This is a genomic window from Phormidesmis sp. 146-33 (genome assembly GCF_052939515.1).
In genome coordinates this window covers 1-17,973 of sequence record NZ_JBJPHU010000022.1, presented here as the reverse complement: position 1 = coordinate 17,973, position 17,973 = coordinate 1, and the positions used below count along the sequence as shown (strand labels likewise).

Below are 17,973 nucleotides of genomic sequence, written 5' to 3'. Positions count from 1 at the left end.
TATTGGTGAACGTGAGCGATCAAGTGCTGCGACTGTCGGGGGAGAACGTAGGTTTGCGGTGAGTGGAGAAGTGGCAGGGGTGTTGAAGAATGCGCCGGAGCAGAATATTGCGATCCGGTTGATTTTGGAGGAGGGTGAATCGGTGGATAGTGAGATTGGCAAGGAAACGGTGAAGTTGTAGCGATCGATCTACTAAATTGAAGGCTCCAAACGGGTGGCTAAAATACTCTGCGCGATGGCAGAACCCACCCCTATGCTTCGACCATAACAACGTACCACTACAGAACCACTTACTGTTCGGCTAAGGATTTGCACCTCTGCCCCAACAATCATCCCTGCATTAGTGAGTTCTGCCAGAGCGTTAAGACAATGCAGTTTAATGATGCGGACACGATCGCCAGCATTCGTTTGAGCTAAAAGAATCAAAGGGCTGGAATGATCAATCTGCTTCACCGCAGTTAACCCTGCTTGAACCGCTAAATCCACTTCCGCTTCGCAACCTCCAGACAAAAAAGTGAATTCGCGCCAAACAGGAAGTTCCGATAAATCCGGTTCGTCAGTCATGCTACCTCCAATCAGAATGGGCTAGATTGAAAGCTAGCGTAGCACTCTTGATACTGGCTTGCATTAAACTTCTGCCATTCCTTTAGCAACTATCCATCATCAATTGTCTGATTTTATTGAAGCATAGCTAGTTACAGGAGTTGGAAAGTAGTTGAGCATTGGGCTGAAGGTGCGCTCGTTCTATAGACTTAACTAAAGCATTACTTTCTTTATATTTCTTAATCGCACTTTAATAGGAAAGAATTGCAATAGTCATGCTAAGATGCCTCCAAAGCTTATTGAATGTTTTTCTCAATAAGTTTGACCTTTAATCTAATTCAGGAGGACTGTGTATGGTCAGAACTACAGACCAGCCGCTCGAAACTGTTCCTTGGTGGGCTGGCAATGCCCGCCTCACGAATCTCTCTGGCAAACTTTTGGGTGCTCATGTCGCCCATGCTGGATTAATTGTGCTGTGGGCAGGCGCAATGACGTTATTTGAGCTTGCCCACTTTGATCCGCAACAGCCAATGTATGAGCAAGGTTTAATTCTGTTGCCTCATTTAGCAACTCAAGGTTGGGGCATCGGAGCAGGCGGCACGGTAGTAACTACCTATCCCTACTTTGTGATTGGGGCCTTACATCTAATCTCATCTGCATTTCTAGGATTTGGTGGAATCTTTCATTCGTTGCGCGGCCCAGAAAAATTAGAGCCAAAGTTCCGCTTTTTTGGCTATGACTGGGCGGATACGAACAAAATGACGACCATTTTAGGAACTCATCTGGTGCTGTTAGGAATTGGTGCATTGTTACTGGTTGCCAAAGCGATGTTCTTCGGTGGATTGTATGATCCAACGATCGAAAATGTGCGGGTGATCACTAATCCCACCCTCAATCCTGCGATCGTTTTTGGTTACCTATTTGGTGCAGTGGGCAAATTTTGGATTGCAGGGGTGAATAATCTGGAAGATGTGGTCGGCGGTCATATTTGGGTTGGATTACTCTTGATTGGCGGTGGTATTTTCCACATTGTTACCAAACCGTTTGAATGGACGCATCCGCTGTTTGTTTGGTCTGGAGAGGCGTATTTATCCTACAGTTTGGGTGCGTTGGCGCTAATGGGATTTATTGCGACGTTGTTTGTTTCAGTTAACACGACGGTGTATCCTGAAGTGTTTTATGGCCCGATGCTGGTGATTCGGCAGAATGTGATTCCCTACTTTGCCTCACCTGATCCTGATTTTTTAAGTGCGCGATCGTGGTTGGCAAATGCACATTTCTGGTTAGCGTTCTTCTTTTTGCAAGGACATATCTGGCACGCACTGCGGGCACGCGGGTTTGACTTCCGCAAGGGTCGGATTAATGACGCGGCAGTGTTGCCCCAACCTGTCTAACAAGAATTGACGAGTCTAACTTTGACTGAATCATGTCGATCGCAGTCATTACCTAACAGCCGCAAATCGGCTGCAATCTGAGAGAGAACATAGAACACGGTTGTAATCAGTTGTGATGATTCAATGGAGATCTCTACTATGACAGCAGTTACTGCTGAAAGCCCTTATCAACAGCAAATTCCGAGAACAGGCTGGTGGGCTGGTAATTTTCGCTTGGTCAATCTATCGGGTAAACTGCTTGGCGCGCATGTAGCTCATGCTGCTTTAATTCTGTTGTGGGCTGGTGGCATGACCTTGTTTGAAGTGTCGCGCTTCATTCAGACCAAGCCTATGTATGAGCAGGGGCTAATTATCCTACCTCACCTAGCAACACTCGGTTTTGGCGTGGGTGCAGGCGGACAAATTACCAGCGTTTATCCTTATTTTGTGATTGCGGTGTTGCACATTGTTCCCTCAGTTATTCTGGCAGCCGGAGGGATTTATCATTCGCTGCTAGGTCCAGAGGTGCTGGAAGATAGCCCAACTTGGGCGGGTTTCTTTGGCTATGACTGGAAAGATACCGATAAGATGACGACCATTTTAGGCATCCACCTAACACTGTTGGGGCTGGGAGCCTGGTTGCTAGTCGTCAAAGCCATGTTTTGGGGTGGATTGTTTGACCCCTGGGTTGCAGGCGGTGGTGATGTGCGCGTGATTAACCATCCAACACTCAACCCCGTCACCATTTTCGGCTATCTGTTTGGCACTCATGGTTCAGAAGGCATGGCAGCAGTTGATAATCTGGAGGATCTGATGGGTGGTCATATTTGGGTTGGCGGAATGCTGATCGCAGGTGGACTGTTCCACATCCTGACGCAACCGTTTGCCTGGGCACGGCGTATTCTAATCTACTCCGGTGAGGCATATCTGTCCTACAGCATTGGTGCCGTTGCCTATATGGGGTTTCTTGCCGCCTACTTTGTCAGCGTCAACAACACGGTTTACCCGGAAGTGTTTTATGGACCGTTGGGAACGTTGACGAGTCAAGTACCGACAGAAACGTTACCGACTGCGATCGGTATTGTCTCTGCTCGCGGCTGGCTAGCCACATTCCACTTCGTTCTGGCAGGATTGTTTTTAGCGGGTCACATCTGGCACGCGATTCGATCGCGCGGAGATGCCGCCGGGTTTGATTTCAAACGGGGAAGTGTAGTACGACCACCCGCAGATTTGCAAGCGGGGAATCTACTAACCCCAATTAACTCCTCAGATTTCACCCTAAATTTCCTCAAGAACTTACCAATCTATCGATCAGGGTTGTCTCCACTCACACGCGGCTTAGAGATTGGGATGGCGCATGGTTATTGGCTCATTGGCCCCTTTGTCAAACTCGGCCCCTTGCGGGATTCAGCATCAGCAAATTTGGCTGGTTTGATTGCCGCTGCAAGTTTGATTGTAATTGCAACCGTTTGTCTATCTTTGTATGGCAGTATCACCTTTGAACGACGGCTAGAAGCGATACCCCGCCCTGCCTTTGCGGAGATGGTGCCCAATGTTCCAACCTCCCTGCAAACGGTGGAAGGCTGGAGCCAGTTTTCCAGTGGCTTTTTGATTGGCGGTATGGGTGGCGCGATTTTTGCTTACCTGCTGTTGAACAATCTTGACCTGTTTCGACAGTTAGTTTAGGCGCGTCAATTGCGTGAACCAAGTTTTGCTGTTCGAAATGAGAATTAAATAACTTCGACAATTGTAGAGTCTCGGATCGCCCTCATCCCTTCTCCCCAGGGAGAAGGGGGCTAGAGTCTGGTTCCCTCTACTTGGGGAGAGGGCTAGGGTGAGGGTGAAATTTCGGAGTTATAGCTGTATTCACTTTAGTTAGGACGCTGCCTGTTTGAGAACAGATTCTATCGCAGCCCGTAAACTAGAGGCGGTGGGTAACTGTTTGCGAATCCGGTTTTTCAACCATGCCCAACACTTCTCAATTCGATTGAGGTCAGGTGAGTAGGGTGGCAAATAGACTAATTGACAGCCTGCGGTTTCAATCAACTGAGCAATCCGACCGCCATGATGAAACGTGGCATTATCCACGATCACCCACTCCCAGGGTGCAATTGGAGCACCAAGCACGTCTCTAGCCAGCGTTCAAACACGCTGCGGTTACAGACCCCCTCGACCGTAAAGGGTGCCATGATCTCACCCGCCCGATAGAGTGCGATCAGATTGATGCGTCCTTGCCTGCGACCCGATTTGAGGTCATAGAAGCGTTCTCCTGCCGGGGCATAGCCGTAGCCAGCGTTGTCCCGTTCGTCCATCCCAGACTCGTCCACGTAAACCAAGTGCGGCGCTTTGGGGTCTGTCACTTGGGCTAGGAAGTCCGCCCGTTTAGCTTCGTCGCGTTGGCTGTACCCGTAGGTTTTTTTACGGGTATACCCGATCTTTTGTAATGCCCTCGAAATGGTGGACTGGCTAATCTCGCTGTCCCACAGGTCTGCCATTTCACTCTGGGTTTTATCCCCATGCGCTTTGACAAAAGCACGAAACTTCTCCCAATTATGAATCTTGTTTTGTTGCGATCGCGGACAAGCTAGCGGAGTGGAAGCAGCGCAACATTGAGATTTTTAACTTACCAACCTACTCCCCGCAATTGAATCTGATTGAGATCCTATGGCGGTTTATCAAGTACGAATGGATTGAGTTCAGTGCTTATCGGAATTGGCAAAGCTTAGTTCAGTATGTAGAGAGAGTACTCAAAGAGTTTGGCGAGAACTATGTAATTAATTTTGTTTAACTACTTAGCTAATCGACCGTTGACCAGACTGGCTTTTTGGCGAATGTCAGCATATCGAGGCGCAAGCTGTTTTTGAAAGGCAAAGGAACCCCACAAAATAAAGGGAATGGGCAGCATTGCATACCAGGAAACGCCCGGTGCCAGGGCTAAAAAAGTGCCGCCGACAAAGACAATCGTCGTAACAAACTGCAAAATCTCATTGGCACCACTGTCGAGAAAGCGTTCTAGTTGGTTAATGTCATCGTTGAGAATAGACAGCAGCGTTCCGGTACTTTGTTCTTCAAAAAAGCCCAGTTCTAATGCTTGCAGGTGACTGTAGGCATCCAATCGCAATTCATGCTGTACGGTCTGGGCCAGGTTGCGCCAGAGGCGATCGTAGGCATATTCAAACAGCGATTCTAAACTCCAGATCAAGAAGGTCAGCAGTGACAAGACGGTAAGTTGTCCAATAATGCTGGTGATGCCAACGTAGGCGATCCAGGAAGATTCTCGTTTGACGACAACATCGACAGCCATGCCAATCAGATAGGGTGGTGCCAGGTCAAAAATTTTGTTAAGAACTGAGCAGACGCTGGCTTGCCAAATTTGAGTGCGATGAGGACGACTATAGCGAAGTAGCCGCTTTAAGGGATTCGTCTGGGTAGATGAAACAACAGCAGACATAGGACGTTTGGGTAAACAAAGGAGTCTCGATCGTAATCCTAAGCTGCAATTCTGGGGCGATCGTCGCTAATTCAACGTCAGTCTCTAACCAGGGCACTTGAGAATCGGGTGGTTAGCAGAAGCGCTAAATAACGAAACAAAAAAACTTCATCGAGTTCACGTTAATCTGCAATTCCAGACTGTTCTTTCTATATTAGACTTCCTGCATGAATACCTGGCGATTGATGTTAGCTTCGCAAGAGCCTTCGGCAACGCTGCTATCAGAACAAAGTCCACCTCCGTGGACTAACGGTTAAAATCGCCTCTTTAGTGTGCGAAGGCACACTTTGCTTTTGTAGCCCCGACTTTAGTCGGAGGGCATCTATGATTCGTGCAGGAAGTCTATTGACGATAGGTTAAATCGCACTTGATAGGAATAATTACTTAACTGCTTATCTAGAGGTTTCTTAACTTTTCTTCATAATTAAAACGGCATTTCTTCTTGTTTATAGAGTTCATAGAACTAACCCATTTACTAACAGCTTTTCTGTATTAAAAGTCCTACTTTTATTAGAGATCTATACATTGAGTTCAGTATTAAACCGTAATAGACAGCTTTCAATAGAGACTTAATAGTACTGGAAAGATAGACACTTAGATGTTTAATTAATTCTCTACAACTTATGCACAGCAGCACTTTTGAGATAGGTGAATCTAGATAACATAGAAGGTTTTATAATTAATATATAGAGACAACTTGATAAATTTTGCTCTTCAAGATCAACAACTTTTACTTATCTATTTAATTTAATATTTCATCTGAGCTTTTGAATTCAGATTGATCTGTAAGTGATTTAAAGCGCTTAAACTAACATCTAACAAAAGAAGTGCTTCTTTCAAAAGTAAGACTATCTTTTCGATAGTTCTACTTAATAAATATCCCTACCTTTTTTGGAGAAAACTATATGTCCAACGTTTCTCGTCGTCGATTTCTCTATACAGCGGGCGCTACCGCAATGGGATCGATCGTTCTCAAAGGCTGTGCTGGAAATCCGCCAACTACCGAAAATGCAACCTCTCCGGCGGCCGTTCCTGCGGTAAATGCTGGGACAGGCCAAGCCCCCGAAACAACCAGCGTGCGAATCGGCTACATCCCCATTTTTGAATCGGCTCCCTTGCTCGTCGCCCAAGAAAAAGGCTTCTTTGCCAAACACGGTATGAGCGGAGTCCAGGTGCTCAAACAGTCTTCCTGGGGGTCTTTGCGCGATAACCTGGTGATTGGCGCAGGCGGCGGTGGCATTGAGGGCGCACAGTTTCAAATGCCCATGCCCTACCTGATTAGCGAAGGCAAAATCACCACGCAAAACCAGAAAATTCCCATGTATGTGCTGCTGCAAACCTCGACACAGGGTAATGGGATTGCGATCGCCAGCAAGCATTTAGGCAAAAACATTCACCTCGATCTGTCCCAAGCAAAAGGCTACTTTGACGAACTAAAAGCAAAGGGCACGCCATTTACAGCCGCTTACACCTTCCCCAGTGCCAATCAGGAATTGTGGATTCGCTATTGGTTAGCCGCAGGTGGCATCAATCCCGATACCGATGTAAAGCTGATCACTGTCCCACCCGCCCAAACAGTTGCCAACATGAAAACAGGCACAATGGACGGCTTTAGCACAGGTGACCCCTGGCCCTATCGGATTTTGGCAGAGAACATTGGCTTTATGGCGGCTCTGACGGCTCAAATTTGGCCGAGTCACCCAGAAGAATATTTTGCAATGCGATCGGATTGGGTCGATAAACATCCCAAAGCGACGAAAGCCCTGATCAAAGGCGTGATCGAAGCACAACAGTGGTGCGACCAACCAGAAAACCGTAAAGAACTAGCAGAAATTTTGGCGAAGCGGCAAAACTTTAACCTGCCTCTTGAGATTCTGTCTCCTCCCCTGGCAGGCAACTACAAGATGGGCGACGGACAAGCTGAGATCAAAGACATCAAAATGGGGCCGCTCTACTGGAAGGATGCTATCAGCACTGTTTCTTACCCCTTTAAGAGCCACGACACCTGGTTTTTGACCGAAAACGTGCGTTGGGGAATGCTGCCGGGTGACACTGACATCAAAGCGCTAGTAGACAAAACCAATCGGGAAGACCTGTGGAAAGAAGCTGCTAAAGAAATCAGTATTGCTGAAGCTGACATTCCTAAAGAAATGACTCGCGGCTTAGAGAAATTCTTTGATGGTGTTACCTTCGACGCTGCCAATCCCAGCGAGTATCTGAAGACCGTCAAGATCAAAAAGGTCTAGAAGTAACTTTGACGGGTATTAGATCAACTTCAACAGTCTGCCAAATTCCTGCATATTTGAATCGATCGACAACCGTTCACTCAATCAATTGATCAATCACCTGTTCAGTTATGAGAAGTTCGATAAGTCGGATTTAAACAGGGGAATGATCTGGTGAATGCGATCGTAAAAACACTGTTTTGGTACAGGTGCGCTGAAAGAGCTACCTACTCTAACAGAACGTGAATTCGATGGAGTTTTCTCACTTCGTTATTCAGCACTTCTGCCCCCCAACCCCCCAATTTTGGGGGACTTTGAGACAATATTTCTCGTTCAAAGTCCCTCACTTGTGGGGGATTTAGGGGGCTGAAGCCGATTGAAACGAAGCGAGTCACTCTCATCGAACTGACGTTAACAGAGCTAAACAAACGAACTAAAGGGTGCTACTACGTAGATACTAGAAGGTTTGGGTTAGTGGAGACAAAGGCTTAGAAACTCCACAAACGTTACCTACGACAAAAGCTTGAAGTTGTGCTGGTAGAGGTCGATCGACAGTCTGTTTTCTCCTTAGCCGGAGGTCGATCGATCTCTACTTTTCTTATTGTTTGTAGACAGATAAGGGATCAGGTCTAAGGGTCGTTACTGAACAGTAATAGGATCACAACGCCGTTGGCTTTCAGCACCTTGTAAACATCCCCTTCACTCTGCCGACTGCTTTAATCTACGACCCAGATTTATTACCTGGTTGGATAACAGTCGGATCGACCCCCATCGGAGACACAATATCCCGGAAGAGTGTGATCTGCTGCTCAAATTCTAGGGCCTTGACTTGCTCAAACACTTGGTTGGCTTCAGAAGAAAGCTCATAGCCTGGGGGCATGGGAACGATCGTTTGGTTGTCCATGCCTTGAGCAAGTAGATACCAAAAGAGAAGTTTGGTTGTATCGCTAAGTGCGCCGTATTCGCGAGAGAATTCTGTGTCTTTGTGGTTGATCAGATCGCGTTGTAGTTCTAGTTGCTGGTCGTGGGAAAGTTCTTTGACGCGGTTAAAATAAGCTTCTCCAATTTCGGGTGAGGCAGTGCTGGCTCCGGGTGCAGCAGGCGTGATCGAGTGTCCCATTTCTTTGTAAATGAAGTAGAACAAGGCAAGCTGTTGATCTACATCGAGGCTTTGAAATCCAGTCACCAATTGATTCTCAGTATCAGAAGTTGTATATGTCATCACAATTCTCCATTCGTCTATTGCACACTAGCAAAGCGATCGCTTGGTTCCTACTCGCTTAAGACAGAGGAAGATAACCTTTCTATAGACAGAGGTATTGCTTGCGGCTCTACACAACAGTTTGGGGAGGAGTCAGCAAGTTCAATTTCATCCCTCATCCCTCATCCCTCATCCCTCCAAAAGGAGCACATTATGCAACTAACCGGAAAAGTCGCCGTCATCACAGGAGCCGGGTCAGGAATTGGGAAAGCCGCAGCCCTTTTGTTGTCTCAAGAAGGTGCCGTTGTTGGCGCAATTGACCGCACGCCTGAAGACAGTCAACAAACGATCGACGAAATCCAAAAGCTAGGCGGCAAGGCAATAACCACGATCGCAGATATTTCTCAACCAGATCAGGTCAAGCAGGCGATCGATAAAATAGCACAGGAGTTTGGCAAAATTGACATCGTGTTTGCGAATGCTGGAATTAATGGCGTGTGGGCTGCGATCGAGGAACTTTCACCCGAAGAGTGGGACAAAACCTTAAACATTAATCTCAAAGGAACGTTTCTCACGGTTAAATACGCCGTACCTTACTTAAAACAACAGGGCGGTTCTATCATTGTGACTGCTTCGGTGAATGGAACGCGAATTTTTAGCAACACTGGCGCGACCGCTTATTCTTGTTCTAAAGCAGGACAAGTTGCATTTACTAAAATGGTTGCGTTAGAGTTGGCGAGATACAAAATTCGCGTCAATGTGATCTGTCCAGGAGCGATCGAAACTGAGATTAGCAATAACACGGAACAACGCAATCTAGAATCGATCAAAGAACCTGTCGAATTTCCTGAAGGGAAGATTCCTCTTACTGATGGAGAACCCGGAACCTCTGAACAAGTCGCCCAGCTAGTCTTATTTCTAGCCTCTAATGCCTCCAGTCATATCTCTGGGACTGAAATCTGGATCGACGGCACAGAATCTCTGCTCAAAGGCTAACTTTTATCCCTCATTACCTTTCCCATGCCTCAAGTTTTTGGAAAACTGCCTCAGACTAATCAACCGTGGAACACGATCGCAGATGTTCAGAGTGTTGAAGTTGACGATCGCTACATTAATCTAGACTGTGGTGACGTTCATCTCAAGCTGAGTGTGTTGTCTCCAACTTTGATTCGAGTGAGAATGGCGGCTCAAGGGGAGTTTTTGCCGCAGCGATCGTGGGCCGTCAATCAAGCAGACAATCAGTGGGAAAAAACACCGTTTGATGTTGAACAAACTGATGAGTCAATTGAGATCAAAACTGATCAGATTCGAGTCAAAATTCAGCGTCGTCCTTGTCGAATTAGCTACTACGATGCCAATGGACAGCCATTTGCACAAGATGCTGAAATGGGGATGGGCTGGCGAGTTGGGCAGGTTGCCGCCTGGAAAACAATTGAAGTTGAAGATCACTTTTATGGATTTGGCGAACGTACGGGACTGTTAGACAAGCGATCGCAGATCAAAACAAACTGGACGGTGGATGCGCTGGATTACACGTCGATCGACAACGAAATGTACCAGGCAATTCCCTTTTTTACGGTGCTGCGTCCTGGCTTGATTTACGGGATTTTTCTCAATGTGACCTATTGGAGCGAATTTGATCTGGGAGCCACTAAACCCGATGTCTGGCAGATGTTGGCGCACAGTTCAGAACTTGACTATTACATCATTTACGGTGCGACACCCGCCCAGATTCTCGACACCTACACCCAGCTAACCGGACGGATGCTCCTACCGCCAAAGTGGGCGCTGGGCTATCACCAATGTCGCTGGAGCTATGAATCAGAAGATGTGGTACGAAGGCTGACTAAAGAGTTTCGTGATCGCAAGATTCCCTGTGATGTCATTCATCTCGACATTGACTATATGCAGGGTTATCGCGTTTTCACCTGGAGTCCGACTCGTTTTCCTGACCCCGCGAAACTGATTGGGGAGTTGCAGCAAAATGGATTCAAGACCGTTACGATCGTTGATCCAGGTGTGAAATATGAACCGGACGGTGAATACAAAATTTATTACGAAGGATTGCAGAACGACTACTTTGTGAGAACGACGGATGGACATTTAGTCTATGGCTATGTGTGGCCTGACAAATCGGTGTTTCCTGACTTTTTGCGTCCTGAAGTGCGTGACTGGTGGGGCGATCGCCAAAAGATTCTCACCGATGCGGGCGTGGCGGGCATCTGGAACGACATGAATGAGCCGACGTTGGATGAGCGTCCTTTTGGTGACAGCGGCAAGAAGATTTCCTTTCCATTGGATGCCCCTCAAGGCTCACCCCAAGAAGGCGGCAACCATGCTGAAACGCATAATCTCTACGGTTTAACCATGTCTCAAGCGGCGTATCAGGGATTAGAAAAACTGAGGCCAAATCAGCGATCGTTCGTGCTAACTCGTTCAGGATTTGCGGGAATTCAACGCTGGTCGTCGGTGTGGATGGGGGACAACCAATCGCTGTGGGAGCATTTGGAAATGTCGCTGCCAATGCTCTGTAATATGGCGCTGTCAGGGGTGGCATTTGTGGGGGCGGATATTGGCGGGTTTGCCGGGAATGCGACTCCAGAATTGTTTGCTCGATGGATGCAGATGGGATTGCTCTATCCATTGATGCGCGGACATTCTGCCTTAAAGTCATTGCCTCATGAACCGTGGGCATTTGGCGATCGTACCGAGCAAATTTGTCGTGACTCGATTGAATTGCGCTATCAGTTGTTGCCGTATCTCTATACGCTTTTTTGGCAATCATCAAATACAGGAAATGCTATCCTTCGACCATTGCTTTATGAGTATCCCCACGATTCCAAAACTTATCATCTTCACGATCAAGTTATGTTGGGTTCAGCGTTGATGGCCGCCCCTGTGTGTCGTCCGGGTGTGGAGGCGCGATCGGTCTACTTGCCCGCGGGGGTTTGGTACGACTGGTGGAGCGGCGATCGCTATCAAGGGTCTACTCACATTCTTGCTGACGCGCCTCTAGAACGGATGCCACTGTATGTTAAAGCCGGATCAATCATTCCGCTACAACCTATTATGCAATACGTGGATGAACGCCCGATCGATCATCTCCGGATTCGCATTTGGCCCGGTGTGGGTGAATTTACACTGTACGAAGATGATGGGGACAGTTTTGAGTCTCAATCGGGTGCCTGGTCAACGACGACCTATCGAGTTCAGGAAACCACCGTTCAAATTGAGGCGAGGCAGGGAAACTGGAAACCAAGCGATCGAGAAATCACTGTCGAATGTGTGGGCGTAGGTGAACAACACTTTAAGGATGATGGCAGTGCGCGTCAACTGCAATTTACCCCAGCAGCCTCCTAAAAACTCTGGCGTTGCTGAATCAAGGGATGAATTGCCCCAAAGCGGCGGGAACCCCAAGGTTCAAAGTCCCCCAATTTTGGGGGATTTAGGGGGCGAAAAGATGGACACTTCCCACAGATTCATCCCTCCAATCAGCAACGCCAAAACCCCAAGGTTCAAAGTCCCCCAATTTGGGGGATTTAGGGGGCGAAAAGATGGACACTTCCCACAGATTCACCTCTCCAATCCAGCAACGCCAAAACTCTATGCAATCTGCTGACTTCTTTAAGGGGGGCTAGGGAAGATGTCCAGGGTCTCGCCTGCGATCGAGAACGCTTCAGATAATCAATATTCGACAGTACACAGAGTAGCATTATTTTACAATTGAATAATCAGATTCAGAAAGGTTCACTAATAAGAATTGCTATGACAATAGCTCTACTCATATAAATTTAAGCAGCCTAATCTAGTAGAAATCTTAACCATTCAAATTGGAAATTAGCCGCCTTCTTTTTCGCCACTTTAGTCATTTTTCTTAACAATTGAAGGTCGATTAACCATAAAGAATTTGATCTTTTTCTAGCTACTCCTTATGAAGGATTTTGAGTTTCAAACTTTCAAATAGTCGTTCAGGAGAGCTTTACAGTTTAATAGATTCTTCTTTACATTTGTTCTTTGCAATCACCTCTATCCTGTGGCAGAGGAGAATAAAGCCTAAAACAAACTATTTTAAATGTATTAGAAATAACAGAAGTGCCGAAGGCATCGTAGAGAAGACTAATTCGACGCTCAACCTCACTTCGATCGACTGAACTTAAAAGTTCTTTAGCGTTGCTCTATGGTTCGCTCACTTTGCACTGTGCTGGAAAAACATGGTGCTGAAAACAAAATTCAGATGGACTTCTAGTTGAGAACTGTTGAGGCTTCTTTGGACTGAAGCTAATTCTGAAATCATTATTTTTTGCCCCCAGGCATCGGACTAGCTCGGTGCCACTTTGTAATTTGGATATTCATTCAAGCTGTGAGGAAAGAATTTTGAAATACCAATTTTTCGCCAACTCGATCGCACTCGCCGCAACCCTTTCTTTGTTGTCTCCGGCGATCGTTCGAGCCGCTCAGACTTCTAGCGATTTGCCTGCTGTCGATTTGCCCACTGTCAATCCGCTCAAAACTGCCGAAAAAGTCATAGATTTGCAGGCTGTCCCGAAGGCTCAATCGACCAAGGACATCACTCAGTCCACGTCTGTGGAAAGTACGATCGCCTCGCCTCTTCTGGCACAAACAACCCGTTCAGGGATCGAGAAAGCTGCAAATCCTAACCACACTCAACCTGTTGAGAATCCTGCTTTACAGCCGACCAAACTGCAACTTCTAGCTCAGATACCAACGGCGATCGATCAGGTTACTTCTGTTTCTCAACTGTCTGACGTGCGACCGACTGATTGGGCATTTCAGGCGCTGCAGTCTCTCGTAGAACGCTACGGCTGTATTGCGGGCTATCCTGACCGAACCTATCGCGGCAATCGCGCCCTGACTCGCTACGAATTCGCGGCTGGACTGAATGCTTGTCTTGCTCGCGTCAACGAACTGATTGCTGCTTCGACAGCCGATCTCGTCAAAAAAGAAGACCTGGCAACCCTTCAGCGACTCCAGCAAGAATTTTCAGTCGAGCTAGCCACCATTCGCGGACGAGTCGATGCACTAGAAGCCCGCACCGCGACGCTAGAAAGCCAGCAGTTCTCCACCACCACCAAACTGCAAGGAGAAGTGATTTTCGGCTTGATTAGCCCCATTCAGGGCGATAATGTGGTCACAGGTCAAGAGGTCGAAAAGAACCCAACCCTGGGCTATCGGGTGCGGCTCAATCTCAACACTAGCTTTTCGGGCAGAGACTTGCTGACGACTCGATTGCAGGCTAACAACGTTACGCCCTTGGGTGCGACACGGTTTGACCCGACCAGTCCCACGGGTGTCGTCGGATCGGGCACTCTCGGCACTAACATGGGGCGCATTGAATTTGATGGTGACAGCCGCAATCAGGTGAGCTTGAGTTTGTTGCGCTATCGATTCCCGATCGGTGCCAATACCAATGTCTACCTCGCTGGTACTGGAAATGGCTTTGTGGACTTGGATGCATCGTCTCAGTTAAACCCTTACTTTGATGGTGGAGCCGTTTCGCTGTTTGCCTTACGGAACCCAATCTACAACTACTCTGGCGGCGCAGGGATTGGAATTCGGCACCAGTTTGGGACAGCAGGTGAATTAAACCTGGCTTATCTGACTTCGGTGGCAAACAATCCAGCCGACAAAAACGGTCTAACTGACGGTCAATATGGCGCACTAGCCCAGTTTATTTTGAATCTGGGAACTTCCTCACGCATCGGTTTCACCTACATCAATGCCTATACTCCGTTTGACACGCTGACTCCGGGTAACGAGTTTAACCTGACCGCAATCGGAAGCAACTTGTCCAACAGCAATTTTGGCGTTCCTGTAAATGTGAATGCCTATGGTATTTCAGGCACCTTTCAACTGTCGCCTAAGTTTGCATTGGGGGGTTGGGTTGGCTATGCCAATCATCGGTATGTCGGCCGAGGCGATGGAGATGTGTGGAACTGGGCAGTTACGCTGGCATTTCCTGACCTGTTAAAGCAGGGAAATCTAGGCGGCATTTTAGTGGGTCAACAACCCAAGCTCACCTCGTCTTCGGGAGGAATTGGACAGCGTGATCGCGATACTTCTTTACACCTAGAAGCCTTTTACCGTCATCGCCTCAACGACAATATCTCGATTACACCGGGTGTCATTTGGGTGACCAATCCAGAATTCAACGAAGCGAACGAAGATACTGTGATTGGTGTCGTGAGAACGGTCTTCTCGTTCTAAGTTTGTCATGTGGGTGGAGATAGATTTAACACAGGTCTAACAATATCTCTGCCCACGGGTTTTATATTAAAACTTAATCTTAGAACGTAAAGTTTTTTGAAAATGGTAGTCAATTCGACAGACGCAAAAAAATATCTGCTAAACTCACAATATAACAACACTACAACGAACCACAAGGATTCAAAACTTTTCCATGAACACGATTAGAAAACTGACTAAATTTCTGCCGCTGGTAGGAATTATCTTTTTTACTGCCTGTAGCAATACAAACACTGCACAAAACAATACGTCTAACAATACGCCTGGCAACACTACAACCAACGCTGCAAACAACGAAACTGCAACTAAGTTTTCTGCTGCTAAGGGATGCAAAAATATCGGCGTTCTACTCCCCGAATCGGACTCCTCGGCTCGTTATGAAGCCTACGATCGCCCCCTGCTAGACCAGGAAATCAAGAAAGCAGTTCCGGGTGCGACGATTCAATACTCCAACGCCAACAATGATGCCGACTCTCAACAAAATCAGGCCGAAGCCGTTTTGACAAAAGGAGCCTGCATTCTGGTTGTTGACCCCAAAGACAGTGAAAAAGCCTCTGTGATTGTGCAGCGGGCCAAAGCGAGCCAGGTGCCTGTGATTGCGTACGATCGCTTGATTCAAGATCCCGACACCGCTTATTACGTCTCATTTGACAATGTGCGAGTCGGCGAACTGCAAGGACAGTACATTGTCGATCAGTTTCGCAAAGGCGCTTATGGTTTGAAAAAAGGCGCAAACTTGGTCATGATTAACGGCTCCCAAACCGATAACAACGCCCTGCAATTCCGCGAAGGTGCGATGAAAGCGTTGCAGCCCTTGATCGATAACAAAGACGTAAATCTGATTTTCGATCAATACACGCCTAATTGGGATAATGGTCGCGCCCAATCTTTAATGGAAGGCGTATTGACTAAAGAAAAGAACAACGTTCAGATTGCGTACGTGGCCAATGATGGAATGGCGAATACGGTTGTAGCAGCTTTGCGATCGCAAAAACTAGACGGTAAGATTCTCGTCACTGGACAAGATGCAACGCTAAGTGGAATTCAAAATATTCTGGCGGGTGATCAGGCGATGACTATCTACAAACCGATCGTTCAAGAAGCTCAAGCCACCGCCCAACTCGTTGCTGCCCTGAGTAATGGCACTGATCCAGGCTCTCTCGTCAACGGTCAAACTCAGACAAAAGCAGGCGGACAAATTGCTTCTGTCTTGGTGACCCCGATCGCGGTTGACAAAACCAACGTACAGCAAACCGTTATCTCTGATGGCTACTTAACCAAAGACCAAGTTTGCAATGGTTTGACCGGAGACACTACCGGAACTTGCAAAGGCTAAAACAACCAGGGTAGAACACTGTGAACTCGATGAAAAATTTCGCGATGGTGACTCATCCGGGCAGCCCCCTAAACCCCCCAATGCTGGAGGACTTTGAACCGGAAATCTGATCCAAAAGTCCCCACTTGGCAGCTTGGGGGCAGACGCTTGACACCAAAGCGAAAAAATCATCGAATTCATAGTCTCAATCTGAAAGCCAACCGTTCGATCGCAGCTAGGGAGTTAAATTTGTGGAAAGTCAAGTCTCAACCATTCCTAATGGGGCCGCTCCGCAACGAGTGCCACGTCTGGAGTTACGCAACATTAACAAATCGTTTGGCGGCGTACATGCCCTAAAAAACGTTGATTTTGAGGTTTATGCGGGTGAAGTGGTCGGGCTAGTTGGTGACAACGGTGCCGGAAAATCGACCCTAATCAAAACCATGTCTGGGGCCTATGTTCCCGATCAGGGTGACATTCTCATTGATGGGCAAAAAGTGGCGATCGCCAGTCCCCAAGACTCGACTCGGTTGGGAATCGAAACCGTCTATCAAGACCTGGCCCTCTGTGACAATTTAGATGTAGTCGCCAACCTCTGGCTGGGTCGTGAAGCTTATCGCCAAATCATTCCAGGCGTTCTCAAAGTTCTCGATGAGACAGAAATGGAGCGGCAAACCCTGGATGTCTTAAAGACGCTTGATGTCAAAATTCCCTCGGTGCGGCGACCTGTGGCGGCTCTGTCGGGCGGTCAGCGTCAGTGTATCGCGGTTGCCAAAACCATTTTGCGTCATCCCAAAGTCGTGTTGTTAGACGAGCCAACGGCTGCTCTCGGTGTTGCTCAAACGCTGCAAGTGTTGAATCTAATTAAGCGCCTCAAGCAGCAAGGATTGGCCGTCGTTGTCATCTCTCACAATTTGCGCGACGTGTTTGAAGTCGCCGATCGCGTTGTCGTCATGCGGCTTGGAGAACGAGCAGACACCTTCGATATCAAAAACAGCACTTCAGAACAAATTGTTGCTTCGATCACAGGGGCCGTCCACCGCAAACCCCTGACTCATGAATAGGAATTGATATGAAAAGTTCAGATCAAACGAATCCCACCACCGATCGAGAAAATGTCGTCGAACAACAGCCTTCTACCGGGGATGCCGAAATCGCGCCTTTAGTACCCAAAGAGAAGTTGAGCCTGCGATCGCTGATTCGCGGTGATTTAGGATTTCTCCCTGTCCTGATCACATTAGCAATCATCACCCTGTACTTTCAACTCACAACAAACGGTGTTTTTCTGCAAGCCAGAAATCTCTCAAACCTGACTCAGCAAATTGTTGTCATCAGTATTTTGAGTACTGCGGCGGTGTTGGTGTTGCTGTTGGGCGAAATTGATTTAAGTTTGGCGGCGGTTGCTCAAGCCTGTGCCGCTGTGATGGCCACGCTGTCGGTTTACCAAAACTGGAATGCGGCCTCAGCAATCGGAGCAGCGTTGTTAACCGGAGCCGTGATTGGATTGGTCAACGGCTTCTTTGTTGCTGTTCTTCGCGTTCCCTCTTTCATTGTGACATTGG

The 17,973-nt window shown here is 47.6% G+C and carries 13 protein-coding genes and 2 pseudogenes; 11 read left to right on the top strand and 4 right to left on the bottom strand.

The window, feature by feature from the left end:
- Nucleotides 1–58 precede the first annotated feature (58 nt).
- On the top strand, nt 59–181 hold the full coding sequence (locus tag ACJ2PR_RS11205) for a hypothetical protein (protein WP_446877065.1): 123 nt from the start codon (nt 59–61) through the stop codon (nt 179–181).
- An 11-nt stretch (nt 182–192) separates the two neighbouring features.
- On the opposite strand, the gene ACJ2PR_RS11200 is transcribed toward ACJ2PR_RS11205, so the two are convergent.
- The gene (locus ACJ2PR_RS11200) at nt 193–564 is read right to left on the bottom strand and encodes a FeoA family protein (protein ID WP_446856733.1); all 372 of its coding nucleotides are present in this window, start codon (nt 562–564) and stop codon (nt 193–195) included.
- A 332-nt stretch (nt 565–896) separates the two neighbouring features.
- Between ACJ2PR_RS11200 and ACJ2PR_RS11195 the strand changes: the two genes are divergently transcribed.
- A complete protein-coding gene (locus ACJ2PR_RS11195; RefSeq protein WP_446877064.1) occupies nt 897–1,937 on the top strand; it encodes a chlorophyll a/b binding light-harvesting protein in 1,041 nt (346 codons plus the stop codon).
- A 138-nt stretch (nt 1,938–2,075) separates the two neighbouring features.
- On the top strand, nt 2,076–3,602 hold the full coding sequence (locus ACJ2PR_RS11190; protein ID WP_446877063.1) for a chlorophyll a/b binding light-harvesting protein: 1,527 nt from the start codon (nt 2,076–2,078) through the stop codon (nt 3,600–3,602).
- 189 nt (nt 3,603–3,791) lie between these two features.
- Here the strand turns inward: ACJ2PR_RS11190 and ACJ2PR_RS11185 are convergent.
- Nucleotides 3,792–4,480: pseudogene (locus ACJ2PR_RS11185) on the bottom strand (IS630 family transposase); the annotation flags it as partial.
- A gap of 5 nt (nt 4,481–4,485) precedes the next feature.
- Between ACJ2PR_RS11185 and ACJ2PR_RS11180 the strand changes: the two are divergent.
- A pseudogene (locus ACJ2PR_RS11180) lies at nt 4,486–4,704 on the top strand (transposase); the annotation flags it as partial.
- On the opposite strand, the gene ACJ2PR_RS11175 reads toward ACJ2PR_RS11180, so the two are convergent.
- Nucleotides 4,705–5,367: an ABC transporter transmembrane domain-containing protein gene (locus ACJ2PR_RS11175; RefSeq protein WP_446877062.1), complete on the bottom strand. Its 663-nt coding sequence runs from the start codon at nt 5,365–5,367 to the stop codon at nt 4,705–4,707.
- 944 nt (nt 5,368–6,311) lie between these two features.
- On the opposite strand from ACJ2PR_RS11175, the gene ACJ2PR_RS11170 reads away from it, so the two are divergent.
- The gene (locus ACJ2PR_RS11170; protein ID WP_446877061.1) at nt 6,312–7,652 is read left to right on the top strand and encodes a CmpA/NrtA family ABC transporter substrate-binding protein; all 1,341 of its coding nucleotides are present in this window, start codon (nt 6,312–6,314) and stop codon (nt 7,650–7,652) included.
- Nucleotides 7,653–8,352: 700 nt separating this feature from the next.
- On the opposite strand, the gene ACJ2PR_RS11165 is transcribed toward ACJ2PR_RS11170, so the two are convergent.
- Nucleotides 8,353–8,853 carry an orange carotenoid protein N-terminal domain-containing protein gene (locus ACJ2PR_RS11165; protein WP_446856736.1) on the bottom strand — a complete coding sequence of 167 codons (501 nt, stop codon included), beginning with the start codon at nt 8,851–8,853 and terminating at the stop codon, nt 8,353–8,355.
- 192 nt (nt 8,854–9,045) lie between these two features.
- Here ACJ2PR_RS11165 and ACJ2PR_RS11160 point away from each other — a divergent pair, with 192 nt between their 5' ends.
- The 6 genes from ACJ2PR_RS11160 to ACJ2PR_RS11135 all read left to right on the top strand — a co-directional run.
- Entirely contained in the window at nt 9,046–9,828 is a 783-nt protein-coding gene (locus tag ACJ2PR_RS11160; RefSeq protein ID WP_446856737.1) for an SDR family oxidoreductase, read from the top strand.
- A gap of 24 nt (nt 9,829–9,852) precedes the next feature.
- Nucleotides 9,853–12,192: a glycoside hydrolase family 31 protein gene (locus tag ACJ2PR_RS11155; RefSeq protein WP_446877060.1), complete on the top strand. Its 2,340-nt coding sequence runs from the start codon at nt 9,853–9,855 to the stop codon at nt 12,190–12,192.
- A gap of 1,014 nt (nt 12,193–13,206) precedes the next feature.
- Entirely contained in the window at nt 13,207–15,057 is a 1,851-nt protein-coding gene (locus ACJ2PR_RS11150) for an iron uptake porin (protein ID WP_446877059.1), read from the top strand.
- A gap of 193 nt (nt 15,058–15,250) precedes the next feature.
- A complete protein-coding gene (locus ACJ2PR_RS11145; protein ID WP_446877058.1) occupies nt 15,251–16,432 on the top strand; it encodes a sugar ABC transporter substrate-binding protein in 1,182 nt (393 codons plus the stop codon).
- A gap of 230 nt (nt 16,433–16,662) precedes the next feature.
- Entirely contained in the window at nt 16,663–17,475 is an 813-nt protein-coding gene (locus tag ACJ2PR_RS11140; protein ID WP_446856742.1) for an ATP-binding cassette domain-containing protein, read from the top strand.
- Between the two features lie 8 nt (nt 17,476–17,483).
- A partial coding sequence (locus tag ACJ2PR_RS11135) for an ABC transporter permease subunit (RefSeq protein ID WP_446877057.1) occupies nt 17,484–17,973 on the top strand: 490 nt, incomplete at its 3' end.